Source organism: Superficieibacter sp. 1612_C1, from assembly GCF_015234305.1.
In the GTDB taxonomy this organism is placed as follows: Bacteria; Pseudomonadota; Gammaproteobacteria; order Enterobacterales; family Enterobacteriaceae; genus Superficieibacter.
This window is the reverse complement of sequence record NZ_JADGMI010000001.1, coordinates 245353-268106: the sequence shown is the minus strand read 5'-3', so window position 1 is coordinate 268106 and position 22754 is coordinate 245353. Positions and strand designations below refer to the sequence as shown.

The window sequence follows — 22754 nt, the reverse complement described above, 5'->3', positions numbered from 1 at the left end:
CAGGTACGAAGAATGTTAAATCATTTTCGCAATGCCATCGCAGAAACATTACCCTGGCTCTCCTCTTTCGGGGCCGATCCTACAGGCGGGATGACCAGACTACTTTATTCTCGTGAATGGCTGGAAGCGCAGCAGCAATTTAAAAAACGCATGGCCGAAAGCGGCTTTGACACCCGTTTTGATGAAGTGGGAAATTTATATGGTCGCCTGACCGGAACACAATTTCCTGACGAGGTGATTTTAAGCGGCTCGCATATTGATACCGTGGTTAACGGTGGCAATCTGGACGGTCAGTTTGGCGCACTCGCCGCCTGGCTGGCGCTGCGCTGGTTAAAAGAGACTTACGGCGCACCGCTGCGCACGGTGGAAGCAGTCGCAATGGCAGAAGAGGAAGGCAGCCGCTTTCCGTATGTCTTCTGGGGCAGCAAAAATATTTTCGGCCTCGCCAACCCGGCGGAGGTAAAAAATATCAGCGATGCGCACGGGATTAATTTCGTGACGGCGATGAATGAGTGCGGCTTTGCGTTGCCCGCCGCGCCGCTGACGCCGCGTCAGGATATTAAAGCCTTTGTGGAATTGCATATCGAGCAGGGCTGCGTACTGGAAACGAACGGCCAGTCCGTCGGCGTGGTGAACGCGATTGTCGGCCAGCGCCGCTATACCATCACCCTTGACGGTGAATCGAACCACGCGGGCACCACGCCAATGCGCTATCGCCGCGATACGGTTCACGCTTTCAGCCGCATTTGCTGCGAAGCGATCGCCAAAGCCAAAGCGCATGGCGATCCGCTGGTGCTGACCTTCGGTAAAGTCGAGCCGCAGCCCAATACGGTAAACGTGGTGCCGGGTAAAACCGTCTTTACCATCGATTGCCGTCATACCGATGCGCAGGCGCTGCGTGCTTTTACCGAGGTTCTCGAAGGCGACATGCGCGCCATCTGCGCTGAGATGAATATCGCTATTGATATCGATTTGTGGATGGATGAAGCCCCGGTGCCGATGGATGCCGGGCTGGTGCAGCAGCTCACCGCACTGTGTGAAAAAGAGCGGTTGAATTATCGCGTGATGCACAGCGGTGCTGGTCACGATGCGCAGATTTTCGCCCCGCGCGTGCCGACCTGCATGATTTTTATGCCCAGCATAAAAGGGATCAGCCACAACCCGGCAGAACGCACCCATATCGACGATTTGGCGGAAGGCGTTAAAACGCTGGCGCTGATGCTGTATCAACTGGCCTGGAAAAATTAAGGATCACTCATGGGATATCTGAATAACGTTACCGGTTATCGTAACGATCTACTGGCAAACCGTGCCATTGTTAAACACGGTAACTATGCGCTACTGACGCCTGATGGCCTGGTAAAAAATAGCATTCCCGGCTTTGAAAACTGCGATGCGACGATCCTGTCGACGCCAAAACTGGGCGCGACGTTTGTCGATTATCTGGTGACGCTGCATCAGGGCGGCGGTAATACGGCAGGATTTGGCGGCGAAGGCATTGAAACGTTCTGTTATGTCATTTCCGGGAAAGTGTCCGCCCAGGCCGAAGGGAAAACCTTTAGCTTAACCGAAGGCGGTTATCTGTATTGTCCGCCAGGCGTCATCATGACGTTTACCAACGATCAGAGTGGCGACAGCCAGATCTTCCTGTATAAACGTCGCTATATTCCGGTGGCCGGGCACGCGCCTTATCTGGTGAGCGGCAATACCAGCCAGCTGGAACGCATTCATTATGAAGGCATGGATGATGTTATTTTGCTGGATTTCCTGCCAAAAGATCTGGGTTTTGATATGAATATGCACATTCTGTCATTCGCGCCCGGTGCCAGCCACGGCTATATCGAAACCCATGTCCAGGAGCATGGTGCCTATATTCTTTCCGGTCAAGGGGTTTATAACCTGGATAATAACTGGGTACCGGTACAAAAAGGGGATTATATCTTTATGGGAGCCTACTCATTGCAGGCCGGGTATGGCGTCGGACGTGGTGAAGCGTTCAGCTATATCTATTCAAAAGATTGTAATCGCGACGTCGAGATTTAATACCACCCTGTTGAGAGTAAAAGGTTTATTTTAGCTATGTAGGATTTTGCCACGGTGAACACCGTGGCTTTTTTTTATTATAATAAAAACAATAGAAAAGAGAGTGCTGGCAAACGTTATACCGTGGAATAATGCCCGGCGGCGCTGCGCTTGCACGGGCCTACAGGTTGCGTAACTTGCTGATTATAAATCCATTGTAGGCCGGGTAAGGCGCAGCCGCCACCCGGCAAAACGGCGAGCCAGGTGTTGACGCCGTGCCACCGTTGCCCGGCGGCGCTGCGCTTGCACGGGCCTACAGGGTGCGTAACTTGCTGATTATAAATCCATTGTAGGCCGGGTAAGGCGTAGCCGCCACCCGGCAAAACGGCGAGGCTGGCGCTGACGCCGTGCCACCGTTGCCCGGCGGCGCTGCGCTTGCACGGGCCTAGAGGTTGCGTAATTTGCTGATTATGCCTGGAAACAATTACCCATTTTCAGCGCCATCGCAATATTACGCGCGCACTGTCGAAGGTTAGTTTCGCCGCTGGCGAGCACGTCGGGCAAAGGAGCCAGACGAGGCAGGATGCTGAATACCGCATCGATGCCGTGCTGGTGAACCACCTCCACGCCATCGCCCAGCACGCCGGCAATACCAATTACCGGAATATGATAGCGTTTAGCAATCTGCGCGACGCCGATGGGTGCTTTGCCCCCTGCGGTTTGTGAGTCGATTCGCCCTTCTCCGGTGATCACAAGCGTCGCGTCCCGAACCGCACCGTCGAGGTTAACGGCATTTAACACGATGTCGATGCCCGGTTTTAACGTGGCGTTCAGGAACACACCCGCCGCCACGCCCATGCCGCCCGCCGCGCCGCCGCCGGGGATCTGCGCAACATCCTGCCCCGTCAGCCGCTGGATAACCTGCGCATAGTTGACCAACCCACGCTCCAGCGCATCGACCATCGTCGGCGTCGCTCCTTTTTGCGGGCCAAATACCGCCGCCGCACCACGCGCGCCGACCAGCGGATTATCGACGTCGCAGGCGACTTCAATTCGGCAGTCGCTCAGACGCGGATCGCGGTCGGCCATCTCAATGCTGGCAATACGCATCAGCTCACCGCCGCCCGCGCCAAGCACCTGTTGATCGGCATCGAGAAAACGCACGCCCAGCGCCTGCGCCATGCCGATCCCGCCGTCAACGGTCGCACTGCCGCCGATGCCGAGGATGATATGGCGAATTCCCGCCTCCAGCGCGTGACGGATCAGCTCCCCGGTGCCGTAGCTGGTCGCCAGCAGCGGATTACGTGCTTCAGGCTCCACCAGCATCAGACCGCTCGCCGCCGCCATTTCAATTACGGCGGTTTTACCATCCCCCGTCAGACCATAAAATCCCTGCATCGGCGTGCCCATCGGGCCGGTGACTGGCAGCGTCACCAGGCGTCCGCCGGTAGCCGCCACCATGGCATCCACCGTGCCTTCACCGCCGTCGGCAATGGGCAGGCAGAGATATTCTGCGTCAGGAAAGACGTCACTAAAACCTGCTTTAATCGCCAGCGCGCATTTCTCCGCGCTTACACTTTCTTTAAATGAATCTGGCGCAATAACTATTTTCATCGTTCATCCTTTTTATATGAAATCAGGGGATCCGTTTCCACGGAATAAGATTTTCCATCGCTACCGCCAGTAAAATGCCTACCAGCAGCCCGTTACTCAGTAATGGGCGTAGCGTCAGGGGCAGATCCTGCAAATAGACCGGAGAGAGTCCCATCAGAAATATTCCGCTAAACAGCGGCAGCGCCAGACGATAGATATTGCGGCTCGACAGCGATATCTGCTGGCTAAATGTAAGGCTGGAAAAAAGCAGCGGTAAATACGATACCAGCATAACCGCACTACTCACCGGTAGCGGCAATGAGCAAAACAGGCGGGTTAACGGGGCAATAATACCCACCAGCAGGCAACAGAGACTGCCCAGCACAAATGCCCGGCGGGTGCTGTCTCCGGTCTGGGTTATTAAGCCAATGGAGGAAACAAAGGGGGAGAATGGCACGACGCTGAGCGGCACGGTGACCAGCGTCATCAGCCCGGAAACAATAAAACTGCCGCGCCAGGTCTGTCGCGTGGCAGGAGCATCGGTATAGAAACATTCCGTACCGCGGATCGCGCCGTAGGTGTTCGAGATATTGACCACCCCGGCCAGGATCGCTGTCAGAATGATCCCCGGACGCAATGCTCCGCCGCTTCCGAGCGGAAACCACGGCCAGTGAACGTCGCCGGTCAGCGACAGCGCGGCGGGAAAACAGAAGCGATATAGCGCCCATCCTGCCAGCGTGCCGAGCAGCAACGCGTAGCGGCCCATCCTGATCGGAAGAAAGACGATCATCGCAATCACCAGCAGCGCTACCGCCGCCGCCAGCACAAAGTGCGTCATCTGGACCGTCACGGTGCCGCTGACTACCCCAAAAGGCAGACCCAGCATGCCTTTGAAAAAAATGGTGGTTAACTGCGCGCCCAGCAGCAGCATAAATACCACCATGACGGCCGGACTAAATAAGCGTGCCAGCCATTCTCCTAACCCGCTGATGCCAATCATAATGGTGATCGCGGCTGACAGCGCAATGCCCACGGCCAGACTTGAGGCAATGCTGGCAATCGGCGTTCCTCGCGCGGCCTCGGCGAGCGTGACGGTCAGGATCGTCCCCCACCACAAACCGGTTGGCCCTTCCATAATGGCGCGCCGATGGCCGAAAAATGCCTGCGCCAGGCAGGCGATGCCGGTAGTCATAAACGCATACTGTGTGAGCGTGAAAAGCGCCGCGGCGGGGAGCTGAAAAGCGGAAACTAACGTGGGTGGAACCACCACGGTGTTACAAAAAATAAAGAAAAACCATTGAAAGCCTGAAAATAGACTCTCACGGCGACCAGAAGAGGCAATCATAAACATCCCCTGAAAGAAATAATGCCCGTCCATAAGACGGGCATTGAGGTTGATGACAAACCGTCCGTGGAACACGGGGCGACCACCGGGTTGGGCCTCCCTCCGGGAACCCAATCCCGGTGTTTCCCCTGACAACCCACTTTGTCAGCGGTCTGAATGCCCGTTCATAAGACGGGCATTGATTCAGATTAACTTACTGCTTGTGCTTGAGAACGAACTGACCTTTCGGTGCAGCCGCAAAGCCTTTCTCGATGTCATAAATGACATCGCCGCGCAGGATGGTTTTGGCAATACGCGCGCCAATGGTGCGGCCAACGTACGGGCTGACTTTGTGACGATATTCCAGGTCTTCATTTTTCAGCACATAGCTGCTGTTGGGCTGAATGAAGACGAAGTCAGCATCTTTCCCTGGGGCGATGCGGCCTTTGTTTTCCAGACCGAAAATATCGGCGGCGTTAGTGGCCATCAGTTTGGCGAACATCGGCAGGGACATTCCACGCTTCTGTACCGCCTCATCAAACATCACGTCCATGCAGCTCTGCAAACCAGCAATGCCGCCCCACGCCTGCATGATGTTGCCTGCTTTCATATCCGGCGGGCACGGAGAGTGGTCGGAGACCAGGCAGTCGATTTCACCGTTGAACAGTTTTTCCCACATCCCTTTCTGGTTTTCCAGATCGCGGATCGGCGGAGAGCATTTTGCCAGGGTGCCAATCGCTTCGAACTGATCGGTATCCAGCACAAAATAGTGCGGGCAGGATTCACAGGTAACATCCTGACCTTCCTGACGAGCGCGGGTCACTTCGGCAACGCCTTCCGGGCTGCTGATATGGCAGACGTGCAGGCGGCAACCCGCCACTTTAGCCAGATACAGGACCCGGCGGATGGCTTCCACTTCGGTGAATACCGGACGCGAGGCCACATAATCGTGCGCCGTGACGCGGCCTTCGCGCTTCGCTTCTTCGCCGAGTTCATCGCAGATCAGCGCGTTTTCGCAGTGCACCAGCACCGGTTGGCCCAGCTCAGCCAGTTTCTGCGCCCCTTTGAAGAACTGCCAGTCGTTAACGTCGCGGAAATCGTTGTCGATGCCGCGGTCGCCGCAGGTGGCGACGAAGCATTTAAAGCCAACCACGCCAACTTCATCCAGCTCGTGCAGACGATCCAGGTTATAGGAGACCAGGCCGCCCAGCTGCGCCGCATCAATGGTCAGTTTGCCCTTCGCCGCGTCGAATTTGAGTTCGATGCTGGCACGGTCGACCGTTGCCGGAAGCTGGTTCAGCGGCATTTCGATCATGGTCGTGATCCCGCCTTTCGCCGCCGCACGCGTTCCGGTTTCGTACCCTTCCCAGTGCGAGCGGCCCGGTTCGGAGATGTGCGTATGCGCATCCACCATGCCCGGAGAAACCACCAGACCAGAGGCATCCATCACCTGCTTAGCCTCGCCAAGGTTGCTGCCGATAGCCGCAATTTTTCCACCCTGCACAGCGATATCAATCACCCGGGCTTCGTTTTCTAAAATAACGGTGCCGTTTTTAATAATCAGATCAAAAGACATAATTAATACTCCATGTATAGATACAGTTTTTGAGTACGAGTCATCCGTGAATTAAAAAATCCCTGGTAGAACGTTAAATTGCATTGTTTTGTGGATGGTTAGTTACCGCCACGCTACGCTTTTTCAGCAAGGCGTAAGCAACGAAGGCGAAAATAACCCCCACAAACCATGACACTCTGGATAATGGTTCCATTAACGGAATGAATTTCCCGCCGAGCGAAAGCACCACGGCAACCAGCGTGACTGAAAAGGCGATCAGGTTAAAGCCATTATCATAATATTTAAAATCACCTGCTCCGGTATAAAGTTCATCGAGGTTAATCTGGCTCCGCATCACCACAAAATAGTGTGCCAGCATGACCCCAATAACCGGACCTAACATACCGCCGATGATATCAAGGAATAAATAAATACTGTCCTGATTTTCCATCAGCTTCCATGGGCAAATAACCAAACTAATAATACTGGCAATTAACACACCGTTTTTATAGGTCAATTTTGTTGGCGCAATAGCGGCAATCTGGTAACCCGCCGGAATGATATTACCGGTGGCATTCGTCGAAATCGTCGTCATCAAAATAACCAGTACGGCGAAGAACGAGGCGAAAAGGCTGTCCCATTTCTGGACAATATCCAGCACGTTCCAGGTATCCATACCGTAGTGGATACTGGCCCCGGCAATAATAGATACCCCGGCGATAGCAAACAGAATATACGCCACCACCAGACCCAAGGTTTGTCCCCATGCCTGCTCACGGAATGAACGCGCATTCTGTGTAAAGTCGGAGGCGCTTACCGCAGGGGCGGCCCATACTGCTACCACCGCATTAATCACCACCAGGAACAAAAAGCCGCTATTCTGTGACTTCTGCACGCCGGAAGGCAGGTAGTCCAGAATCGGACCGATACCGACCAGCGAGATGGCCCAGATAGCCATGCCGCCAAATACGATGTAGATACAGGGATTCAGGATAGCGGTAAATTTATTCAGGACTTTACCGCCGCCAAAACCAATCCCAACGTTAATCAGCCAGAAAACCAGGAAAGCAATCAGACCAGGTAACGACAGCCCCAGCAGATTAAAATCACCGCCCAGAGTCAGGAATGCAGGCCATAGTTTTCCTAATAAAATAAGGAAAGCTAACGAGCCAGCGTAGCATTGCAGGCCGAACCACATAATTGCCGCAATACCACCGCGTAATAAGCCCGGAAATAACGCACCACGCACCCCGTAGGACGCACGCAGGATCATGGCAAAAGGTACGCCATATTTACTGCCCGCAGCGCCATTCATTACCATGACTAATGCGATAACAAATGCACTAAGAATAATCGCCAGCATAATATTGAAGGTTGACAAACCGAGAATAAAGAAGCCGCCAACCATAACGTAGTTTGGTACGTTATGTACCGACCCCATCCATAATGTGAAATAGTTAAATTTTTTCCAGGTTCGTTGTTCCTCTATCTTAGGTAATAAATCTTCACTGTAACCGCGTTGTTTATAAATAGATCTCTGGTGTTCCATAATTCCCTCTTTTCACGCATCGAAATAACGCTTATGGGTTCAGCTATGAGGAACAAAAAAATAAATTTTATGATGATTCCCGCCGTCATATTGCGGCGGGTTTTATATTAACTAATTTTATGATTTGCCATTAATTCCAGCGCCTGAATAAGCGAGGAGTGGTCAAGCTGGCTACCACCGTTAGCCGCACAGGAATTGAATAACTCCTGGCAGGTTGCGGTATTTGGCAGACTGAGCGACAGGGCTTTCGCGCTTTGCAACGCCAGGTTCAGATCTTTTTGATGCAGGGCGATCTTAAAGCCCGGATTGAAGGTGCGGTTGATCATGCGTTCGCCGTGCACTTCCAGAATACGCGATGAGGCAAAACCGCCCATCAGCGCCTGACGGACGCGCGCCGGATCGGCACCCGCTTTCGAAGCGAAGACCAGTGCTTCAGACACCCCTTCAATATTCAGTGCAACGATAATCTGATTAGCCACTTTACAGGTCTGGCCGTCGCCATTCCCGCCCACCAGGGTAATATTTTTACCCATTAGTTCAAACAGCGGTTTGACCCGGTCAAATACCACCTGCTCGCCGCCGACCATAATTGACAGCGTACCTTCACGAGCGCCAATTTCACCGCCGGAGACCGGTGCATCAAGGTAATCACCGCCCAGCTCATTCACCTGACGGGCAAAACGCTTGGTTTCAATGGGTGAAATAGAACTCATATCAACAATGGTTTTGCCTTTCAGCGCGGCTTTTGCACAACCGTTATCGCTAAACAGAACGTCCTCTACCTGAGGAGTATCAGGCACCATGATAAAGATAATATCTGAATTTTCAGTGACCTGGCGCGCACTCTCAACATTGACTGCGCCCAGAGCCAGCAGATCTTCTGCCACCGGACCAATGGTGGTGACGTGCAGTGAATGACCCGCTTTTGCCAGGTTGATGGCCATCGGCGTGCCCATAATACCCAGACCAATAAATCCCAGTTTCATAGTAATCCTCTTTCTGGAAACGTACTTTTCCCGAATTCAGGCAACAGCAATCCCTTCCGTAAGAACGAAGAAATAAATGCTGCCTGAACAGTTAAAAATTAAAGGTAACGCTTAATCCACTTAATTCCGTCTTCAGTGGTGGTGAGCGGTTTATATTCACACCCTACCCAGCCATCATAATCCGACGTTTTAATCGCATTAAACAGATACTCGTAATTAATCTCCCCGGTACCAGGTTCACCCCGGCGTGGATTATCTGCAATTTGCAGATGACCAATTTTATCGGCATGAGTTTGCATGGTATGGGTTAATTCCCCCTCCATACGCTGCATGTGATAAATATCGTACTGGATCTTAATATTGTCAGAGCCGACGTCTTCAATGAGCGCCAGCGCCTGATGGGTTCCGGTCAAATGGAATCCCGGCATATCGAAGTGGTTGATTGGCTCAATCAGCAGCAGAATGTTTTCCCGCGCCAGCAGAGTGGCGGCGTAGCGCAGGTTTTCCACCAGCGTCGCGTGAATAACGTCTGCGCTAAATCCCGCAGGCGTTTTACCGACCAGGCAGTTAATTTTGCGGTTGCCCAGCGCGCGTGCATATCGCAGCGCAGCCTCGACGCCTTCGCGAAATTCCTCCTCGCGCCCCGGAATACAGGCAATGCCTCTCTCCCCTGCCGCCCAGTCACCCGCCGGTAAATTGTGCAGCGTATGGTCGAGGTTATTGCTCGCCAGTTTATTTTTTAATACGTCGATGTCGTAATCGTACGGAAACATAAATTCCACGCCGCGAAAACCGCAGGCCGCCGCTTTATCAAAGCGATCGAGAAAATCATATTCCGTAAACAGCATCGAAAGATTGGCAGAAAAACGTAACATAGTTCGCCTCACTTACTCATATTTCATAAAACAGGTTTCAGTGGGTGCATCGGCGGCGTTATCGGCAATCTCTTCAAATTCCGCCACGTTATCCAGTTCGCTGCCCATCGAAATATTGGTTACGCGCTCAAGGATAACTTCGACCACGACCGGTACGCGGTACTGCGCCATCAGCGCTTTTGCCTGCTCGAATGCCGGAGCAATATCTTCAGGTTTAAAGACCCGAATGGCTTTACAGCCCAGACCTTCCGCCACTTTCACATGATCGACACCGTAGCCGTTCACTTCGCTGGAGTTAATATTTTCAAAGGCCAGCTGGACGCAGTAATCCATATCAAAGGCACGCTGCGACTGACGGATCAGGCCCAGATAGGCGTTGTTCACCAGCACGTGAATGTACGGAATATTGAATTGCGCGCCCACCGCCAGTTCTTCAATCAGGAACTGGAAGTCGAAGTCGCCGGAAATCGCCACCACTTCACGTTTGGGATCGGCAACGCACACGCCGAGCGCCGCAGGAATGGTCCAGCCCAGCGGGCCAGCCTGACCACAGTTGATCCAGTGGCGATCTTTAAACACGTGCAGCATTTGTGCGGCGGCGATTTGTGACAGCCCGATAGTGGTGACGTAGCACACGTCGCGGCTGAAAGCTTTATTCATCTCTTCATACACACGCTGCGGTTTGACCGGCACGTTATCGAAGTGGGTTTTACGCAGCAGAGTGCGCTTACGCTGCTGGCAATCCGCAACCCATGACTTACGGCACGGCAGACGGCCCGCTTTTTTCATCTCTTGTGCGACGTCAAGCAGCAGCGTCAGCGCCGCTTTCGCATCGGAAACAATGCCTAAATCCGGGCACAGAACACGGCCAATTTGCGTCGGTTCGATATCGATATGAATAATCTTCCGGCCTTCGGTGTACTTCTCGACGGAGCCGGTATGACGGTTGGCAAAGCGGTTACCGATACCGAACACCAGGTCAGAGGCCAGCAGCGTGGCGTTACCATAGCGATGCGCCGTTTGCAGACCCACCATCCCCGCCATCAGTTCATGGTCATCGGGGATACAGCCCCAGCCCATCAGCGTCGGGATCACCGGTACGCCAGTCAGTTCAGCAAAACGTTGCAGCAGGTCTGCCGCATCAGCATTAATCACGCCGCCGCCTGCAACAATCACCGGACGTTCCGCCGCGATCAGCATGTCCAGTGCACGTTCAACCTGTGGACGCGTTGCCGCCGGTTTGTAGACCGGTAACGGTTCATACATATCCGGATCGAATTCGATTTCAGCAACCTGCACATCAAACGGCAGGTCAACCAGTACCGGCCCCGGACGCCCGGAACGCATCAGATGAAATGCCTGTTGCAGCACGCGCGGCACCAGCGCCGCTTCACGGACGGTCACCGCCATTTTGCTGACGGGTTTGGCGATAGCCTCGATATCAACGGCCTGGAAATCCTCTTTATGCAGACGCGCGCGCGGTGCCTGGCCGGTGATGCAAAGAATAGGAATGGAATCCGCAGAGGCAGAGTACAGCGCGGTGATCATATCCGTCCCTGCCGGGCCGGAGGTGCCCAGGCACACGCCGATATTTCCCGCCGTTGCCCGGGTATAACCTTCCGCCATATGAGACGCGCCTTCCACGTGACGTGCCAGCACGTGACGGATCCCACCGTGTTTACGCATTGCGGAATAGAAAGGGTTGATCGCCGCGCCCGGTACGCCGAATGCGGTATTCACACCCTCTTTTTCCAGAACATACATTGCCGCATCCACGGCTCTCATTTTTGCCATTTTCTCCTACCTCATATTTTGGAAAAATTTTCCAACTTAAAAATATGTCAAAAAAGCCCCGCTCCTGAGAGCGGGTTTGGCTTACATTTGGGGCGCTTTAAGCCCTAATGCTTTACTGATATCGCGCGCCGTATCACGTACCAGTTCCCCCTGGCTCAGAAACCGCTCCGGCGTCAGCCTGGAGGACGGCCCGGAAATAGAGATGGCGGCAACCACGGAACCTACGTCATCAAAAATAGCTGAAGCAATACAGTTAAGTCCGGCAACATGCTCTTCCTGATCGATGATATAACCCTGCTGCTGCGCCGCATCCAGCGCCTTTTGCAATACAGGTAAATCGACCATCGTTGTCGGCGTAAACCGCTGCAATCCGGTCTTCAGAATGGTATCAAGCAGTTCCGGTTCTGAGAGCGGATAAAGCAGTGCCTTCCCTGCACCAGAAGCGTGCAGCGGCAGACGACTCCCCAGCGGGGCGCACATCCTGACCATCGATTTACACTCCTGTTGCCCGATTAACACCGCTTCATTACCGTTGCGTATCGCGATGTTCACCGTCTCTCCGGACATTAGCATCAGCCGGCGCATAAACGGTCCGGCGACCGACAGTACATCGCGGTTATGGATATACGCCGCACCGACGTTAAATACCCCCAGCCCAATGTGCCACCAGCCTAACTGGTTGTCCTGATAGACAAAATCTGCCGCCTCCAGCACTTTTAATAAGCGAAAAGTGGTGGAGAGAGGAAGATCCAGATTCACAGAGATATCGCTCACGGAAGAACTGCCTCCGCTTTTTTCCAGATACTGCAAAATTGCGATCCCTCTCTCCAGCGCCTGCGCGCCTTTCTGCGCCACCGGCTCTGCCTGGCCTGGCCTTCCTCGCCTTCTTACTTCTGTCATTCCCGTCTAAACTCCGGCTCACACTCTGAGCATAGCGATGAAAAATGCCCTCATCTTAAGCAAGAAGTTCAGAAGCGTCACGTGTTACCTCATGCAAAGCACAGTTCGTGTGCGGCGATCTTCAGTACATCACAGTTGTCGCTACCACCGCGGTCAACGGTTAAAAAGTTGGTGACCGTCTGCCAGGCAAACAGCGGATGATGCCAGACGTTACGGTGATAGTTGACGCCCTGCTGACCGTTAGTCATAAACGCGCGCAGGGTGCTTAAGTCGGGGGTGTCGTCCCCGAGGGCCACCACTATCACAAACTGTTCGCCGTTCATCGGAATAAACGCCTGCGTTCCCAGCGGATGACGTTCCAGCTCAGTGACCACAATTGGCAATGCCGCAGGCTGCGCCCTGTTGATGCTGATCAGGGTGCGGTCCTGCTCCAGGATTTCGACTTTCGCCAGATCGTGATAACGCTCAACTTTTCCGCCGTTGATGTGAAAAAAATCACGATCCTCTGTCGCAATAACATCGCCATACGCCTGAAACGCCTGCTGGCTCAGCGGTTGTACCTGAAGTTTCATCATAGTTTCCTTATAACCAAAATCCTTTCACCCTGCCTGAAGGCATTGACGGCTTATCTGTCATGCAATCTAAAACCTTCTGGCGTCGACATCAACCATAAAGTTGGAATATTTTTCCAAAACAAGATTTAGTCCACAATTTACAAAAGGCTATTATGCAAAAATACTTAAAAATCAGCGAGAAAGACATTTCAGCAACGGGAGCCATTACGCATGCTCGATCAAGAAACGCTTCGCACCTTCATCAGCGTGGCGGAAACAGAAAGTTTCTCCAGGGCTGCTGAACGGCTATACAAAACCACGGCCACAATCAGTTATCGCATCAAACTGCTGGAAGAGGATATGGGAGCCGCGCTGTTCACCCGCACCACACGCAGCGTCACCCTGACACCGGCCGGTATGCATTTACTCACTCAGGCACGGGAATGGCTGGCGTGGCTGGAAAGCGTGCCCGGTGAGCTTCAGCAGGTGAACGACGGGGTTGAACGTCAGGTGAATATCGTGGTGAATAATCTGCTTTATGATGCCACTGCTATCGCCCGGCTGCTGGCGTGGCTGACGCAGCGCTACCGCTTTACCCAGTTTCATTTTTCGCGGCAGATTTATATGGGCGTCTGGGATACGCTTTTACACGACGGCTTTTCGCTGGCGATTGGGGTGACCGGTACTGAGCCGCTGTCGGAGACTATCGCCCTGGAGCCGCTGGGTGAAGTCGAATGGCTTTTCGTAATGGCACCGGATCATCCGCTCAATCAGCCCGGCGTATTACTGACCGAAGCGCAACTGCGGCGCTATCCGGCGGTGAATGTTGAAGACACCGCCCGCACCTTAACCAAGCGCGTGGCCTGGCGTCTGCCCGGGCAAAAGGAGATTATCGTGCCGGATATTGAAACCAAAATCGCCGCGCATATGGCGGGCGTTGGCATCGGTTTTTTGCCCCGCTCGCTCTGCCAGCCGCTGATTGACCAGCAGGCGCTGGTGAGTTGCACCATTCCTTCCATGCGCCCGCCGTCTCCGCTCAGTCTGGCCTGGCATACTCATCATGCCGGTAAAGCCGTCACCGATATCGTCAGACTGTTTCAGCAGCGTCAGCCGGAGATTAGCGGATTTTTAACGACGCTGGATGGCTAAGATGGTGAAAAATCAAATTGCTGGCGCAAGAGGAGCGTAGAATGGAGCGATAATATGTTTGAGGTGTTTGATTCATGATGCAAGACCCCCAGCTGCGCGCCCTTCTCGCCGCGGATACTCCCCTGATTGACGTGCGCGCGCCCGTCGAATTCCAGCGCAGCGCGATGCCTTCTGCGCTCAATTTACCGTTAATGTTTGATGATGAACGAGCCGCGGTCGGCACTACCTATAAACGCGAGGGACCGGAAGCCGCGCTGGCGCTGGGTCATCGACTGGTCAGTGGCGAAACGCGTGCGCAACGTATCGCAGGCTGGATTGATGCCGCTCAACGTGCACCGCAGGGCTATCTGTGTTGTGCGCGAGGCGGGCAACGTTCGCATATCGTACAGCAGTGGCTGCGTGAAAATGGCGTCGAGTATCCGCTGATCCCCGGCGGCTATAAGGCGCTGCGTCAGGTGGCTATGCAGGCAACGGAAGAGCTTGTACAGCATCCGATAGTGCTGGTTGGCGGCTGTACCGGCAATGGCAAAACGCAGCATGTGCGCGATCATGCCCGCGGGATCGATCTCGAAGGACTGGCCCACCATCGCGGCTCTTCTTTCGGGCGCACCGTGCAGGCGCAGCATTTTCAGGCAACGTTTGAAAATCATCTGGCGGTGGCGCTGCTGAAAAAAGCGCAGCAGGAACCGGTGCGCTGGGTGCTGGAAGATGAAGGCCAGATGATTGGCGCGAACCATCTGCCGGAGTGCCTGCGGTTGCAGATGCAGGTTGCGCCGGTAGTGGTAGTGGAAGATCCGTTTGAACTGCGCCTGGAGCGGCTACGGGAGGAGTATTTTACCCGTATGTACCATGACTTCACTCAGGCGTATGGTGAAGAACAGGGCTGGCAGGAATACAGCGACTACCTGCATCACGGCCTGTTTGCCATCCGCCGCCGTCTCGGCCTGCAACGCTTTGCCGAGCTAACGGCGCTACTGGATCTCGCCCTCGCCAGCCAGCGTGAAAACGACAGCACTGACGCCCACTTTAGCTGGCTGGTGCCGCTGCTTGAGGAGTATTACGACCCGATGTACCGCTATCAGCTGGAGAAAAAAGCCGGGAAGATTGTGTTTCGCGGCACAGGGCCGGAGGTGGAGGCGTGGCTGGCGGCGTGGTGAAACGCCGCTTACTGCGCCGGATGCCGGGGGCTGGCTATGGGCATGAGGGGATGAGAGTCGGGTGTGTCGGGAGAATGATTGATTGCTGCCAATAGCTGAGCAGCACACATGCGGGTATGGGCCTGAAGGAGATGGCGGTGATTTATATCGATAAAGATGAGCAGGCTGGGTGTATACAGGGTGTAAAGGGCATTAGCTTTATGTTGATCGGGTGGGGTTATGGCATAGGATAAACCTAAGCGGATGGGCAAATCTGTGCCAGGAGCGGACATTAAAAAACACTGTTGTTGCCTGAGGGGGTAATCAAGCCATCCCCCTCAGAACGCAAGGATTTCAGAAAATTAAGTTTCCTATCGATGCACCACCGTCCACATACAGTGTCTGCCCGGTCATGAAGGCCGCATCCTCTGACATCAGAAAAGCAATGGTTGCCGCGATTTCGTCTGGTTTTCCAAATCGCTTCATTGGCACGCCTTTGAGATATCGCTCTTCACCCACGCTCCCCAGTGGATTATTTTCCCGAAACAGCTCCGTTTCAGTTGGTCCAGGCGCAACGGCGTTTACTGTTATACCGGTCTGAGCGAGCTCCAGTGCCCAGTTACGGGTAAAGCTGATCAGTGAAGCTTTTGCTGCAGCATATGCGATCCGCTCCACACTACCAAGTACGGTAAGGCTGGAAATATTGATGATTCTTCCCCAGCCTCTGCCTTTCATGCCTGGGAGTAAGGCCTGTGTTCCCAGTATTGCCGGGTTGAGATTAACGCGCATAACCTCTTCGAAAGAGGCTAAATCAACCTGACCGAGACGCTGCGGCTTAACCAGTCCCACATTGTTGACGATTCCATCAAATGCATATCGCTGGCTTAACGCTTCAAAGGTTCTTTGTGTCTGCTGAATGTCGGCAAGATCTGCGCTAATTAACGTTCCGGGGAAATACTCCGGAACTCCCCGAGCAATCCCTACAACATGATGACCGGCCCCGGTCAGTCTGTGAGCCAGTGCCAGCCCGATACCTTTGCTAGCACCCGTAATTAAAAAAGTTCTTTTCATCATTTACTCCGGTTAATGACCTCTGACATATCCTGCAAAAGCTCAGGATGGGTCATACTGGCCAGGGACACGTCATAAAGAACGATGCGTCTCTTTCTGCTCTTGTTGACGGACATGATCTGGTTTTAGTCAGGTATATAAATAATCGATCCTTTTTGATCGTTAGCTATATGAACTTGCCTAAGCAGCACATTAACGATGCTTTTGGCTGTAAAAGACGGGCAATACTCCCTGTGGAACAAGCGCATTTAGGGCGAGAAATTCGGCTGACTTCTGCTCTCCTTTACGCACATTTACCGCGTGCAAATCATATTTCAGGCAAAGTTCCTCAAGTGCGACAGGCACCTTAATGCTGTCAGGCGTGGCGAATGCATAAATATCAATCATGGTCATTTCCCTGTTGAGATTGTTGAGGGGCCGGTCCCGACAAGTTGAAACAATAATGGCTGGCACCTTGGGGGAATGGTAGGTAAGCTCGTGAGATAACATCTATTCTTATAAGGAATACCATGGACCGATTTCAGGCAATGGCTACCTATGTACGTGTCGTCGACACGGGTTCTTTTTCTGCTGCAGCCCGACAACTCAATGTCGGCCAGCCTGCAGTCTCCAAAATCGTTGCCCAGTTAGAGTTACGATTGCAGACCCGATTGCTGACACGTTCAACGCACGGCCTGACGCCAACCGAGGCTGGACAACGCTATTACGAGCGGGCACTGGCTGCCCTGCAGGAAGCCGACGAGGCCGAGCTGGCTGCCAGGGGGGCTGGAAAAGGGTTGTCCGGAAAGCTGCGAATTTCAGCCGCAACCACTTTTGCCCGGCTGCATATCATTCCCCATCTCCCGGTGTTTCTGCAGGAACACCCGGAACTGGATGTCGACGTGATTCTTGATGACAGGGTGATCGATCTGATTGCTGAAGGTATTGATGTCTCACTGCGCATGGGTAAGCTGCCCGACTCGGGAGTCGTCGCGCGAAAGCTGGCAACCAGCGCCCGCTCGGTAATTGCCACGCCGGCCTATCTCTCTAAAAAAGGTGAGCCTAATACCCCGGCTGAGCTCGCAGAACATGAAGCCATCCTCTACAACCCACAGCCCAGTCACTGGACATTTACCTGTCAGGGTGCCGTTGTTTCCACCACCCTGAGCGGTCGCATTCGCGTCAGCGCCGCTGAAGGGCAGCGTGCTGCCGTGCTAGGTCATATGGGGCTGTGCATTGCCTCCGACTGGATGTTTGCAGAGGAATTAAGGAACGGGGCTGTCCGCAAGGTGCTGACATCATGGCAACTGCCTTCGATCGACCTGTGGGCCGTTTTCCCTAATGGCCGTCTGGCCAGCGCCAAGGCGCGGCAGTTCGCGGGTTTTGTCGAATCCATCATGGCGGCAAAGTTGGAATAGTAATTCCATATAGGAATAGTTGTTATCTAATTCCGAGGCGATCCCAATTAAAAAGGAATGACATATTGTTGTTTCAGGGCCAGCCACTTCGGACTGGTAACAACAAGGATCGCCACCATGTCAATGTTTGAAACTTATCGTAATGCTTTCCCAAACGCCCTTTTAACCCGTAAAGCAAATGGCGTACTGGAAGTGAAGTTCCACACCGACGGTGAAAAACTGGTTTTTAACGGTTATACCCATGAGCAGTTCGTTGAGTTGTTCCATGCCATCGGCGAAGATCGTGAAAATCGCGTGATTATTCTTACCGGTTCAGGTGATGCCTTCATGGATGCAATCAGCCCGGAAGGATTTGATTTCTTTTCCCCAACAGGTTTCGACAAAATTCTGCGCGAAGGCAGAAAGGTGCTGAGCAACATTCTGGATATTGAAGTTCCGATGATTACCGCGCTCAACGGCCCGGTTTTGCTTCACAGCGAGTATGCCCTGCTGACCGATACCATTCTGGCCACCCCACAGACCGTTTTCCAGGACAAGCCGCATTTCGAATTTGGCATTGTCCCCGGTGACGGCGTTCACATTCTGTGGCCGGAAGTCATTGGCTCAATTCGCGGCCGCCACTTCCTGCTGACCCGTCAGGTGCTGGATGCGGAAACGGCGAAGGACTGGGGTGTGGTCAATGAAATTGTGCCGGCTGATAAACTTCTGACCCGCGCCCATGAAATTGCCGACGGGATTGCAGCCCTTCCCCCACTGACTTCGCGCTATACCAGGATTGCACTGACTCAGCGTCTTAAGCGTCTGGTGGATGAAGGTCTGGGTTATGGTCTGGCGCTGGAAGGTATCAGCGCGGCTCAGGTTGCGCACACTATGGCCTAACTGTAAGTCCCGGAAAAACATTTCGGATCTTCGGCATCGCTGAATTCATTTTGATATTGCGCCAAAGCCCTTTTGGGAGGGCTCTGGCTCACCGTGGGGAACCTATTATGAAAACGTTATTCTCGCCTGTTACAGCAGGAAAACTGCAGCTGGATCACCGTGTCGTCATGGCACCCACCACACGCATGAGAACCGTGCATGGCGGCATCCCTGGCACCCTGATGACTGAATATTACCGCCAGCGCGCGAGTCGCGGCGGGCTCCTTATCGCTGAGGCCACGGCGGTTTCACCCTTTGCAAATGCTTATGAAGATGCGCCGGGTATCTTCACTGACGAGCAACAGGCGGGATGGCAGCATCTGGTGGAGGCTGTACACGCCCGCGGCAGTCAGATCGTGCTACAACTCTGGCACCCGGGCCGTCAGTCTCTGCCTGAACTGTCATCAGGACGCCAGCCCATAGCGCCATCCGCACTCATCGCCAGAGACACCTATGGTGTGGTCAAGAATAAGCAGGGAGCCTATGAAGGTAAGCTTTTTCCCGCCCCACGAGCGCTTGAACTGGATGAAATTCATGCGCTCATGGATGAATTACGCCAGGCAGCCATTCGGGCCAAAGCCGCAGGATTTGATGGCGTAGAGCTCCATGCAGCGAATGGCTATTTACCCGAACAGTTTCTGCTGGATGGTAGTAACCAACGCACCGACCGCTATGGCGGTTCACTTGAAAACAGGGCGCGCTTTCTGCTTGAGTCCGTTGACGTCCTGAAGGATGTCTGGGGGTCGGGACGTGTTGCTGTACGTATCTCTCCAAGCGGTATATACGGTGATATGCATGACAGCGATCCATCAGCTACCTTCCGTTATCTTGCAGAACAGCTGAATCGCTCAGAACTGGCCTATTTGCATATCATAGAGCCCCGCATCGTGGGACCGGACGACAGGGAAGCGGGACAGTATGCGGAGCCGGTCGCCAGCCGCGATTTACGCGCTTTCTATCATGGGAAAATTATTGCAGCAGGCGGCTTTAATCCGGAAGATGCCGAAGAAACGTTGCAAAAAAATGAGGCCGACCTGATTGCTTTTGGTCGTCTGTTTACCTCAAACCCGGACCTTCCGGAGCGTATTCGAAATGCATTTCCTCTTGCGGCGTACAACCGTGACGCTTTCTTCGGCGGAGATGAACGAGGTTACACCGATTTTCCCGCTTATAAGCCATTAGCAACAAAAGCACTGTTGGTCTGACTACAACGTTTCAAGTAATGTGCCTTAATGCGTTATCGGCAATCCGGCATTGATACTAAATGCCGGACATCTTTTGAAAAACACAGCGTTCAAAATGTTTTTTTTCAACTTAGTCAATATGTCCGTTGTTCGTTCAAAGCGGACCGTGCAATGTACGCATGTCTGCTCTGTGCCAGATATAGTCATTCACACCCTGAGAGTTACACTTTTAAGTGATTCAGGGTATGCGCTTATTGGTTACGAATATTGTGCCAGAATCATGTGATTTGATGATTGCCGCTTTGCTTTCGAGCCAGTAAGTGCTCCACGTTCGCTAACGAATACTCAGGGCATGCAGAAAAACTGCTGACTATATTTCTTTCGAAGAGCGTGGAATGCATACCAATCCCCGATAAAAAGGAGTTGGTGATGACTGCGAAAGATCAGTTTGCTGCTCATGTTGGTCTGGACTGGGCGGATAAAAAACACGATGTCTGCGTTCAGTTTAAAAACGGTGATCGCATATTTCATGTGATTGAACATACGCCTGAGGCACTTGATATCTGGCTCAATGAGTTACACCAGAGGGTGAAAGGCAGGATTGCTATTGCCGTTGAGCTGAAGAAAGGCCCGGTGGTGTATGCACTCCAGAAGTACCCATTTGTCACTGTTTTTCCAGTACACGCGTTGTCACTGGCCCGCTACCGACAGGCTTTCTGGCCCAGCGGTGCGAAGGATGATCCGCAGGATGCTGAGCTGGCATTAGACCTGATGCTACGTTATCCCAACAAGATAAAAGCCATTGAACCCGATACGACGAAGCGAAATACTTGCTGGCACTGGAAGCGCGAAAGTCGCCCTTACTGAAGCCATAAAAAGCTTGTCGAATGTCTCAGGGCGTGAAGCGGACATTTAACGTATTGATTTTCCAGCCAACAGTCGCGGTAAAACTTGCCATACCTCTCCACAGGTAATAAAAAATCTCCAGACTATATCTTAAATGACGGTTTGAAGAGCTCGGGTTAATAGAGTACAGGCGTCATAATGACAGAAGAAGAAGACCCCGCTTCGACGGTATCTTCTCACTATTTAAGATACTTTTATTATTCGGCTAATTTCAGTAGGGCTTCACCATCAAGGCGATAGCGTACCCATTCAGACTGCGGCAATGCACCAATGCTCAGGTAAAAATCAATGGCGGGCTGGTTCCAGTCCAGCACGCTCCATTCAAGGCGGCCGCACTGGCGTTTCACTGCGCATTGCGCGATATTTTTCAGCAGCGATCTTCCCGCACCCTGGCCGCGATAATCAGGGGAAATGTACAAATCTTCCATATAAATACCGTTACGCCCGAGCCATGTGGAATAGCTGGTGAAGAAAACGGCATACCCTACGGTTTTACCTCCAATTTCACAGATTAACGCTTCGGTTTTACTGTCTGCACCAAAGAGGGTTTTCCGGATCTCGTCCGGCGTGGTGATCACTTCTTCCGGCGCTTTTTCATATGCAGCCAGCTCATAGATCATATCGTAAATTGCCGTTGCATCTTCCGGGCGGGCCTGGCGAATCGTGATACTCATTAGTTTTCCTGTCCTTTCTGAATGGTGTCGACATTGATGGCACTAAGCATAAAGGTTATTGTCAGGAGAATTAAGTGCAATGAAATCACCAAATGATGAATATTATGCATCCAGTATTGAGGCGACTTGATTTAAACCTTCTGCCTGTTTTTGACGCGATTTATCGTCACCGTTCCGTTCGCCTGGCGGCGGATGAACTGGCCATGAGCACCTCGGCGCTGAGCCATGCCTTGTCAAGACTGCGTATCACTCTTAATGATCCATTATTTTACCGGGAAGGCCACCGTATGTGCCCCAGCGTATACGCCACACAGCTTGCGCCTTCTATTGCTTCGTCCCTGAGATTCCTCAATCAGGAGCTGACGCCGCAAACGGATTTTGCAGCCGCCGGTAGTACGGAGTGTTTACAGATTGCGATTACGGATTTTACCGCGTTTTGTATTTTCCCTTCCCTAATGCACAAACTGCAGCACGAAGCGCCCGGCTTGCGCTTTGAGCTACTCTATTTGCCGCACAGCCCGGCGCTGACGGAACTGCTGGCGGGCGAAGTGGATCTGGCACTTGGATTCAGCACGTCGGATGATATCCGGCATCCGGAACTGGACGAGATCGGCTGGTTCGAAGATGAGTATGTCGTCATCGGCAACACCAACCGAACACAGCTGACGCTGGAGGATTATCTTGCCGCACGGCACCTTGTTGTCACGCCCTGGAATGAAAAGCGGGGCGTTGTGGATTTACAGCTTGAGCAGATGGGACATACACGGCAGATAGCGATCAAAACGCCGTCTATGCTCAGCGCGCCATTTATTGTTGCAGAAAGCGATCTGCTGATGGCGATCCCTCGTTTTGCCGCTGAGAAACTGATTCCGGCAATGAATATCAAGATTTTCCCATTACCATTCGCAATACGCTCGTTTGAAGTGAAGATTTATTCCCATAAACGGAGCGTTCAGCGAGGCGCGACTAACTGGCTGAAGGCAAAGCTGCAAACGCTGGCGAAAGAGATTAATTCAGGGCAGAAGAAACTTACAGGAGATCGCTATCTAAGGACGATGCCTTAGGCCGCTATGTGCCAAGAGCGGACATTGCGGCATTTTAAGGTTGCTGACTCATTTATCTCTCAGAGATGTTGCTCGTAACTTTTTGCAAATTATGCAGCTCGTC

At 53.0% G+C, this 22754-nt stretch carries 20 protein-coding genes and 1 pseudogene; 9 read left to right on the top strand and 12 right to left on the bottom strand.

Annotation, left to right across the window (positions count from 1 at the left end; all coding sequences use genetic code 11):
- Window positions 1-12 precede the first annotated feature (12 nt).
- Together allC and allE are read left to right on the top strand one after the other, a co-directional pair.
- Window positions 13-1248: an allantoate deiminase gene (gene allC, locus INT84_RS01320; protein ID WP_194205324.1), complete on the top strand. Its 1236-nt coding sequence runs from the start codon at window positions 13-15 to the stop codon at window positions 1246-1248.
- A 9-nt stretch (window positions 1249-1257) separates the two neighbouring features.
- Entirely contained in the window at window positions 1258-2043 is a 786-nt protein-coding gene (gene allE, locus INT84_RS01315) for a (S)-ureidoglycine aminohydrolase (protein WP_194205323.1), read from the top strand.
- A gap of 447 nt (window positions 2044-2490) precedes the next feature.
- Here the strand turns inward: allE and glxK are convergent, their stop codons facing one another.
- The 9 genes from glxK to allA all read right to left on the bottom strand — a co-directional run bounded on the left by glxK (window position 2491) and on the right by allA (window position 13170).
- Window positions 2491-3636, bottom strand: a complete 1146-nt coding sequence (gene glxK, locus INT84_RS01310) for a glycerate 3-kinase (RefSeq protein WP_194205322.1) — start codon at window positions 3634-3636, stop codon at window positions 2491-2493.
- Between the two features lie 22 nt (window positions 3637-3658).
- The gene (locus tag INT84_RS01305) at window positions 3659-4966 is read right to left on the bottom strand and encodes a uracil/xanthine transporter (RefSeq protein ID WP_194206084.1); all 1308 of its coding nucleotides are present in this window, start codon (window positions 4964-4966) and stop codon (window positions 3659-3661) included.
- Between the two features lie 187 nt (window positions 4967-5153).
- Window positions 5154-6515: an allantoinase AllB gene (gene allB / locus INT84_RS01300; RefSeq protein ID WP_194205321.1), complete on the bottom strand. Its 1362-nt coding sequence runs from the start codon at window positions 6513-6515 to the stop codon at window positions 5154-5156.
- A gap of 73 nt (window positions 6516-6588) precedes the next feature.
- Entirely contained in the window at window positions 6589-8043 is a 1455-nt protein-coding gene (locus INT84_RS01295; protein WP_194205320.1) for a putative allantoin permease, read from the bottom strand.
- A 107-nt stretch (window positions 8044-8150) separates the two neighbouring features.
- Window positions 8151-9029 carry a 2-hydroxy-3-oxopropionate reductase gene (gene glxR / locus INT84_RS01290; RefSeq protein WP_194205319.1) on the bottom strand — a complete coding sequence of 293 codons (879 nt, stop codon included), beginning with the start codon at window positions 9027-9029 and terminating at the stop codon, window positions 8151-8153.
- Window positions 9030-9127: 98 nt separating this feature from the next.
- Complete coding sequence (hyi, locus tag INT84_RS01285; RefSeq protein ID WP_194205318.1) at window positions 9128-9904, bottom strand: hydroxypyruvate isomerase; 777 nt, start codon at window positions 9902-9904, stop codon at window positions 9128-9130.
- A gap of 12 nt (window positions 9905-9916) precedes the next feature.
- Window positions 9917-11698: a glyoxylate carboligase gene (gcl, locus tag INT84_RS01280; protein ID WP_194205317.1), complete on the bottom strand. Its 1782-nt coding sequence runs from the start codon at window positions 11696-11698 to the stop codon at window positions 9917-9919.
- Window positions 11699-11779: 81 nt separating this feature from the next.
- Window positions 11780-12598 carry an HTH-type transcriptional repressor AllR gene (gene allR / locus INT84_RS01275; protein WP_194205316.1) on the bottom strand — a complete coding sequence of 273 codons (819 nt, stop codon included), beginning with the start codon at window positions 12596-12598 and terminating at the stop codon, window positions 11780-11782.
- Window positions 12599-12687: 89 nt separating this feature from the next.
- Complete coding sequence (allA, locus tag INT84_RS01270) at window positions 12688-13170, bottom strand: ureidoglycolate lyase (RefSeq protein ID WP_194206083.1); 483 nt, start codon at window positions 13168-13170, stop codon at window positions 12688-12690.
- Between the two features lie 213 nt (window positions 13171-13383).
- On the opposite strand from allA, the gene allS reads away from it, so the two are divergent.
- Both allS and mnmH read left to right on the top strand, forming a co-directional pair.
- A complete protein-coding gene (gene allS / locus INT84_RS01265; RefSeq protein WP_194205315.1) occupies window positions 13384-14301 on the top strand; it encodes an HTH-type transcriptional activator AllS in 918 nt (305 codons plus the stop codon).
- Between the two features lie 74 nt (window positions 14302-14375).
- Window positions 14376-15458, top strand: coding sequence for a tRNA 2-selenouridine(34) synthase MnmH (gene mnmH, locus INT84_RS01260; RefSeq protein ID WP_194205314.1), 1083 nt, complete (start codon window positions 14376-14378; stop codon window positions 15456-15458).
- A 333-nt stretch (window positions 15459-15791) separates the two neighbouring features.
- Here the strand turns inward: mnmH and INT84_RS01255 are convergent, their stop codons facing one another.
- Together INT84_RS01255 and INT84_RS01250 are read right to left on the bottom strand one after the other, a co-directional pair.
- The gene (locus INT84_RS01255; RefSeq protein ID WP_194205313.1) at window positions 15792-16511 is read right to left on the bottom strand and encodes an SDR family oxidoreductase; all 720 of its coding nucleotides are present in this window, start codon (window positions 16509-16511) and stop codon (window positions 15792-15794) included.
- A gap of 189 nt (window positions 16512-16700) precedes the next feature.
- Entirely contained in the window at window positions 16701-16895 is a 195-nt protein-coding gene (locus INT84_RS01250; RefSeq protein WP_228065785.1) for a hypothetical protein, read from the bottom strand.
- Window positions 16896-17017: 122 nt separating this feature from the next.
- Here INT84_RS01250 and INT84_RS01245 point away from each other — a divergent pair, with 122 nt between their 5' ends.
- The 4 genes and pseudogenes from INT84_RS01245 to INT84_RS01230 all read left to right on the top strand — a co-directional run.
- Window positions 17018-17905, top strand: a complete 888-nt coding sequence (locus INT84_RS01245) for a LysR family transcriptional regulator (protein ID WP_194205312.1) — start codon at window positions 17018-17020, stop codon at window positions 17903-17905.
- A 117-nt stretch (window positions 17906-18022) separates the two neighbouring features.
- Window positions 18023-18784, top strand: a complete 762-nt coding sequence (locus tag INT84_RS01240) for an enoyl-CoA hydratase/isomerase family protein (protein ID WP_194205311.1) — start codon at window positions 18023-18025, stop codon at window positions 18782-18784.
- Between the two features lie 107 nt (window positions 18785-18891).
- Window positions 18892-20028, top strand: coding sequence for an alkene reductase (locus INT84_RS01235; RefSeq protein ID WP_194205310.1), 1137 nt, complete (start codon window positions 18892-18894; stop codon window positions 20026-20028).
- Window positions 20029-20436: 408 nt separating this feature from the next.
- Window positions 20437-20823, top strand: a pseudogene (locus INT84_RS01230) (transposase); the annotation flags it as partial.
- 287 nt (window positions 20824-21110) lie between these two features.
- Here the strand turns inward: INT84_RS01230 and INT84_RS01225 are convergent.
- Complete coding sequence (locus INT84_RS01225; RefSeq protein WP_194205309.1) at window positions 21111-21587, bottom strand: GNAT family N-acetyltransferase; 477 nt, start codon at window positions 21585-21587, stop codon at window positions 21111-21113.
- A 92-nt stretch (window positions 21588-21679) separates the two neighbouring features.
- On the opposite strand from INT84_RS01225, the gene INT84_RS01220 reads away from it, so the two are divergent.
- Window positions 21680-22651 carry a LysR family transcriptional regulator gene (locus INT84_RS01220; RefSeq protein WP_194205308.1) on the top strand — a complete coding sequence of 324 codons (972 nt, stop codon included), beginning with the start codon at window positions 21680-21682 and terminating at the stop codon, window positions 22649-22651.
- Window positions 22652-22754 lie beyond the last annotated feature (103 nt).

Excerpts from the sequence above, each read along its gene's own strand:
- glxR (WP_194205319.1), bottom strand. The coding sequence starts at position 9,029 with ATGAAACTGGGATTTATTGGTCTGGGTATTATGGGCACGCCGATGGCC.
- INT84_RS01225 (WP_194205309.1), bottom strand. The coding sequence starts at position 21,587 with ATGAGTATCACGATTCGCCAGGCCCGCCCGGAAGATGCAACGGCAATT.
- allS (WP_194205315.1), top strand. The coding sequence starts at position 13,384 with ATGCTCGATCAAGAAACGCTTCGCACCTTCATCAGCGTGGCGGAAACA.
- gcl (WP_194205317.1), bottom strand. The coding sequence starts at position 11,698 with ATGGCAAAAATGAGAGCCGTGGATGCGGCAATGTATGTTCTGGAAAAA.
- hyi (WP_194205318.1), bottom strand. The coding sequence starts at position 9,904 with ATGTTACGTTTTTCTGCCAATCTTTCGATGCTGTTTACGGAATATGAT.
- allR (WP_194205316.1), bottom strand. The coding sequence starts at position 12,598 with ATGACAGAAGTAAGAAGGCGAGGAAGGCCAGGCCAGGCAGAGCCGGTG.
- INT84_RS01245 (WP_194205312.1), top strand. The coding sequence starts at position 17,018 with ATGGACCGATTTCAGGCAATGGCTACCTATGTACGTGTCGTCGACACG.
- INT84_RS01250 (WP_228065785.1), bottom strand. The coding sequence starts at position 16,895 with ATGATTGATATTTATGCATTCGCCACGCCTGACAGCATTAAGGTGCCT.
- INT84_RS01235 (WP_194205310.1), top strand. The coding sequence starts at position 18,892 with ATGAAAACGTTATTCTCGCCTGTTACAGCAGGAAAACTGCAGCTGGAT.
- INT84_RS01305 (WP_194206084.1), bottom strand. The coding sequence starts at position 4,966 with ATGTTTATGATTGCCTCTTCTGGTCGCCGTGAGAGTCTATTTTCAGGC.
- allC (WP_194205324.1), top strand. The coding sequence starts at position 13 with ATGTTAAATCATTTTCGCAATGCCATCGCAGAAACATTACCCTGGCTC.
- INT84_RS01255 (WP_194205313.1), bottom strand. The coding sequence starts at position 16,511 with ATGATGAAAAGAACTTTTTTAATTACGGGTGCTAGCAAAGGTATCGGG.
- glxK (WP_194205322.1), bottom strand. The coding sequence starts at position 3,636 with ATGAAAATAGTTATTGCGCCAGATTCATTTAAAGAAAGTGTAAGCGCG.
- INT84_RS01295 (WP_194205320.1), bottom strand. The coding sequence starts at position 8,043 with ATGGAACACCAGAGATCTATTTATAAACAACGCGGTTACAGTGAAGAT.
- INT84_RS01240 (WP_194205311.1), top strand. The coding sequence starts at position 18,023 with ATGTCAATGTTTGAAACTTATCGTAATGCTTTCCCAAACGCCCTTTTA.
- mnmH (WP_194205314.1), top strand. The coding sequence starts at position 14,376 with ATGATGCAAGACCCCCAGCTGCGCGCCCTTCTCGCCGCGGATACTCCC.
- allE (WP_194205323.1), top strand. The coding sequence starts at position 1,258 with ATGGGATATCTGAATAACGTTACCGGTTATCGTAACGATCTACTGGCA.
- allB (WP_194205321.1), bottom strand. The coding sequence starts at position 6,515 with ATGTCTTTTGATCTGATTATTAAAAACGGCACCGTTATTTTAGAAAAC.
- allA (WP_194206083.1), bottom strand. The coding sequence starts at position 13,170 with ATGAAACTTCAGGTACAACCGCTGAGCCAGCAGGCGTTTCAGGCGTAT.
- INT84_RS01220 (WP_194205308.1), top strand. The coding sequence starts at position 21,680 with ATGATGAATATTATGCATCCAGTATTGAGGCGACTTGATTTAAACCTT.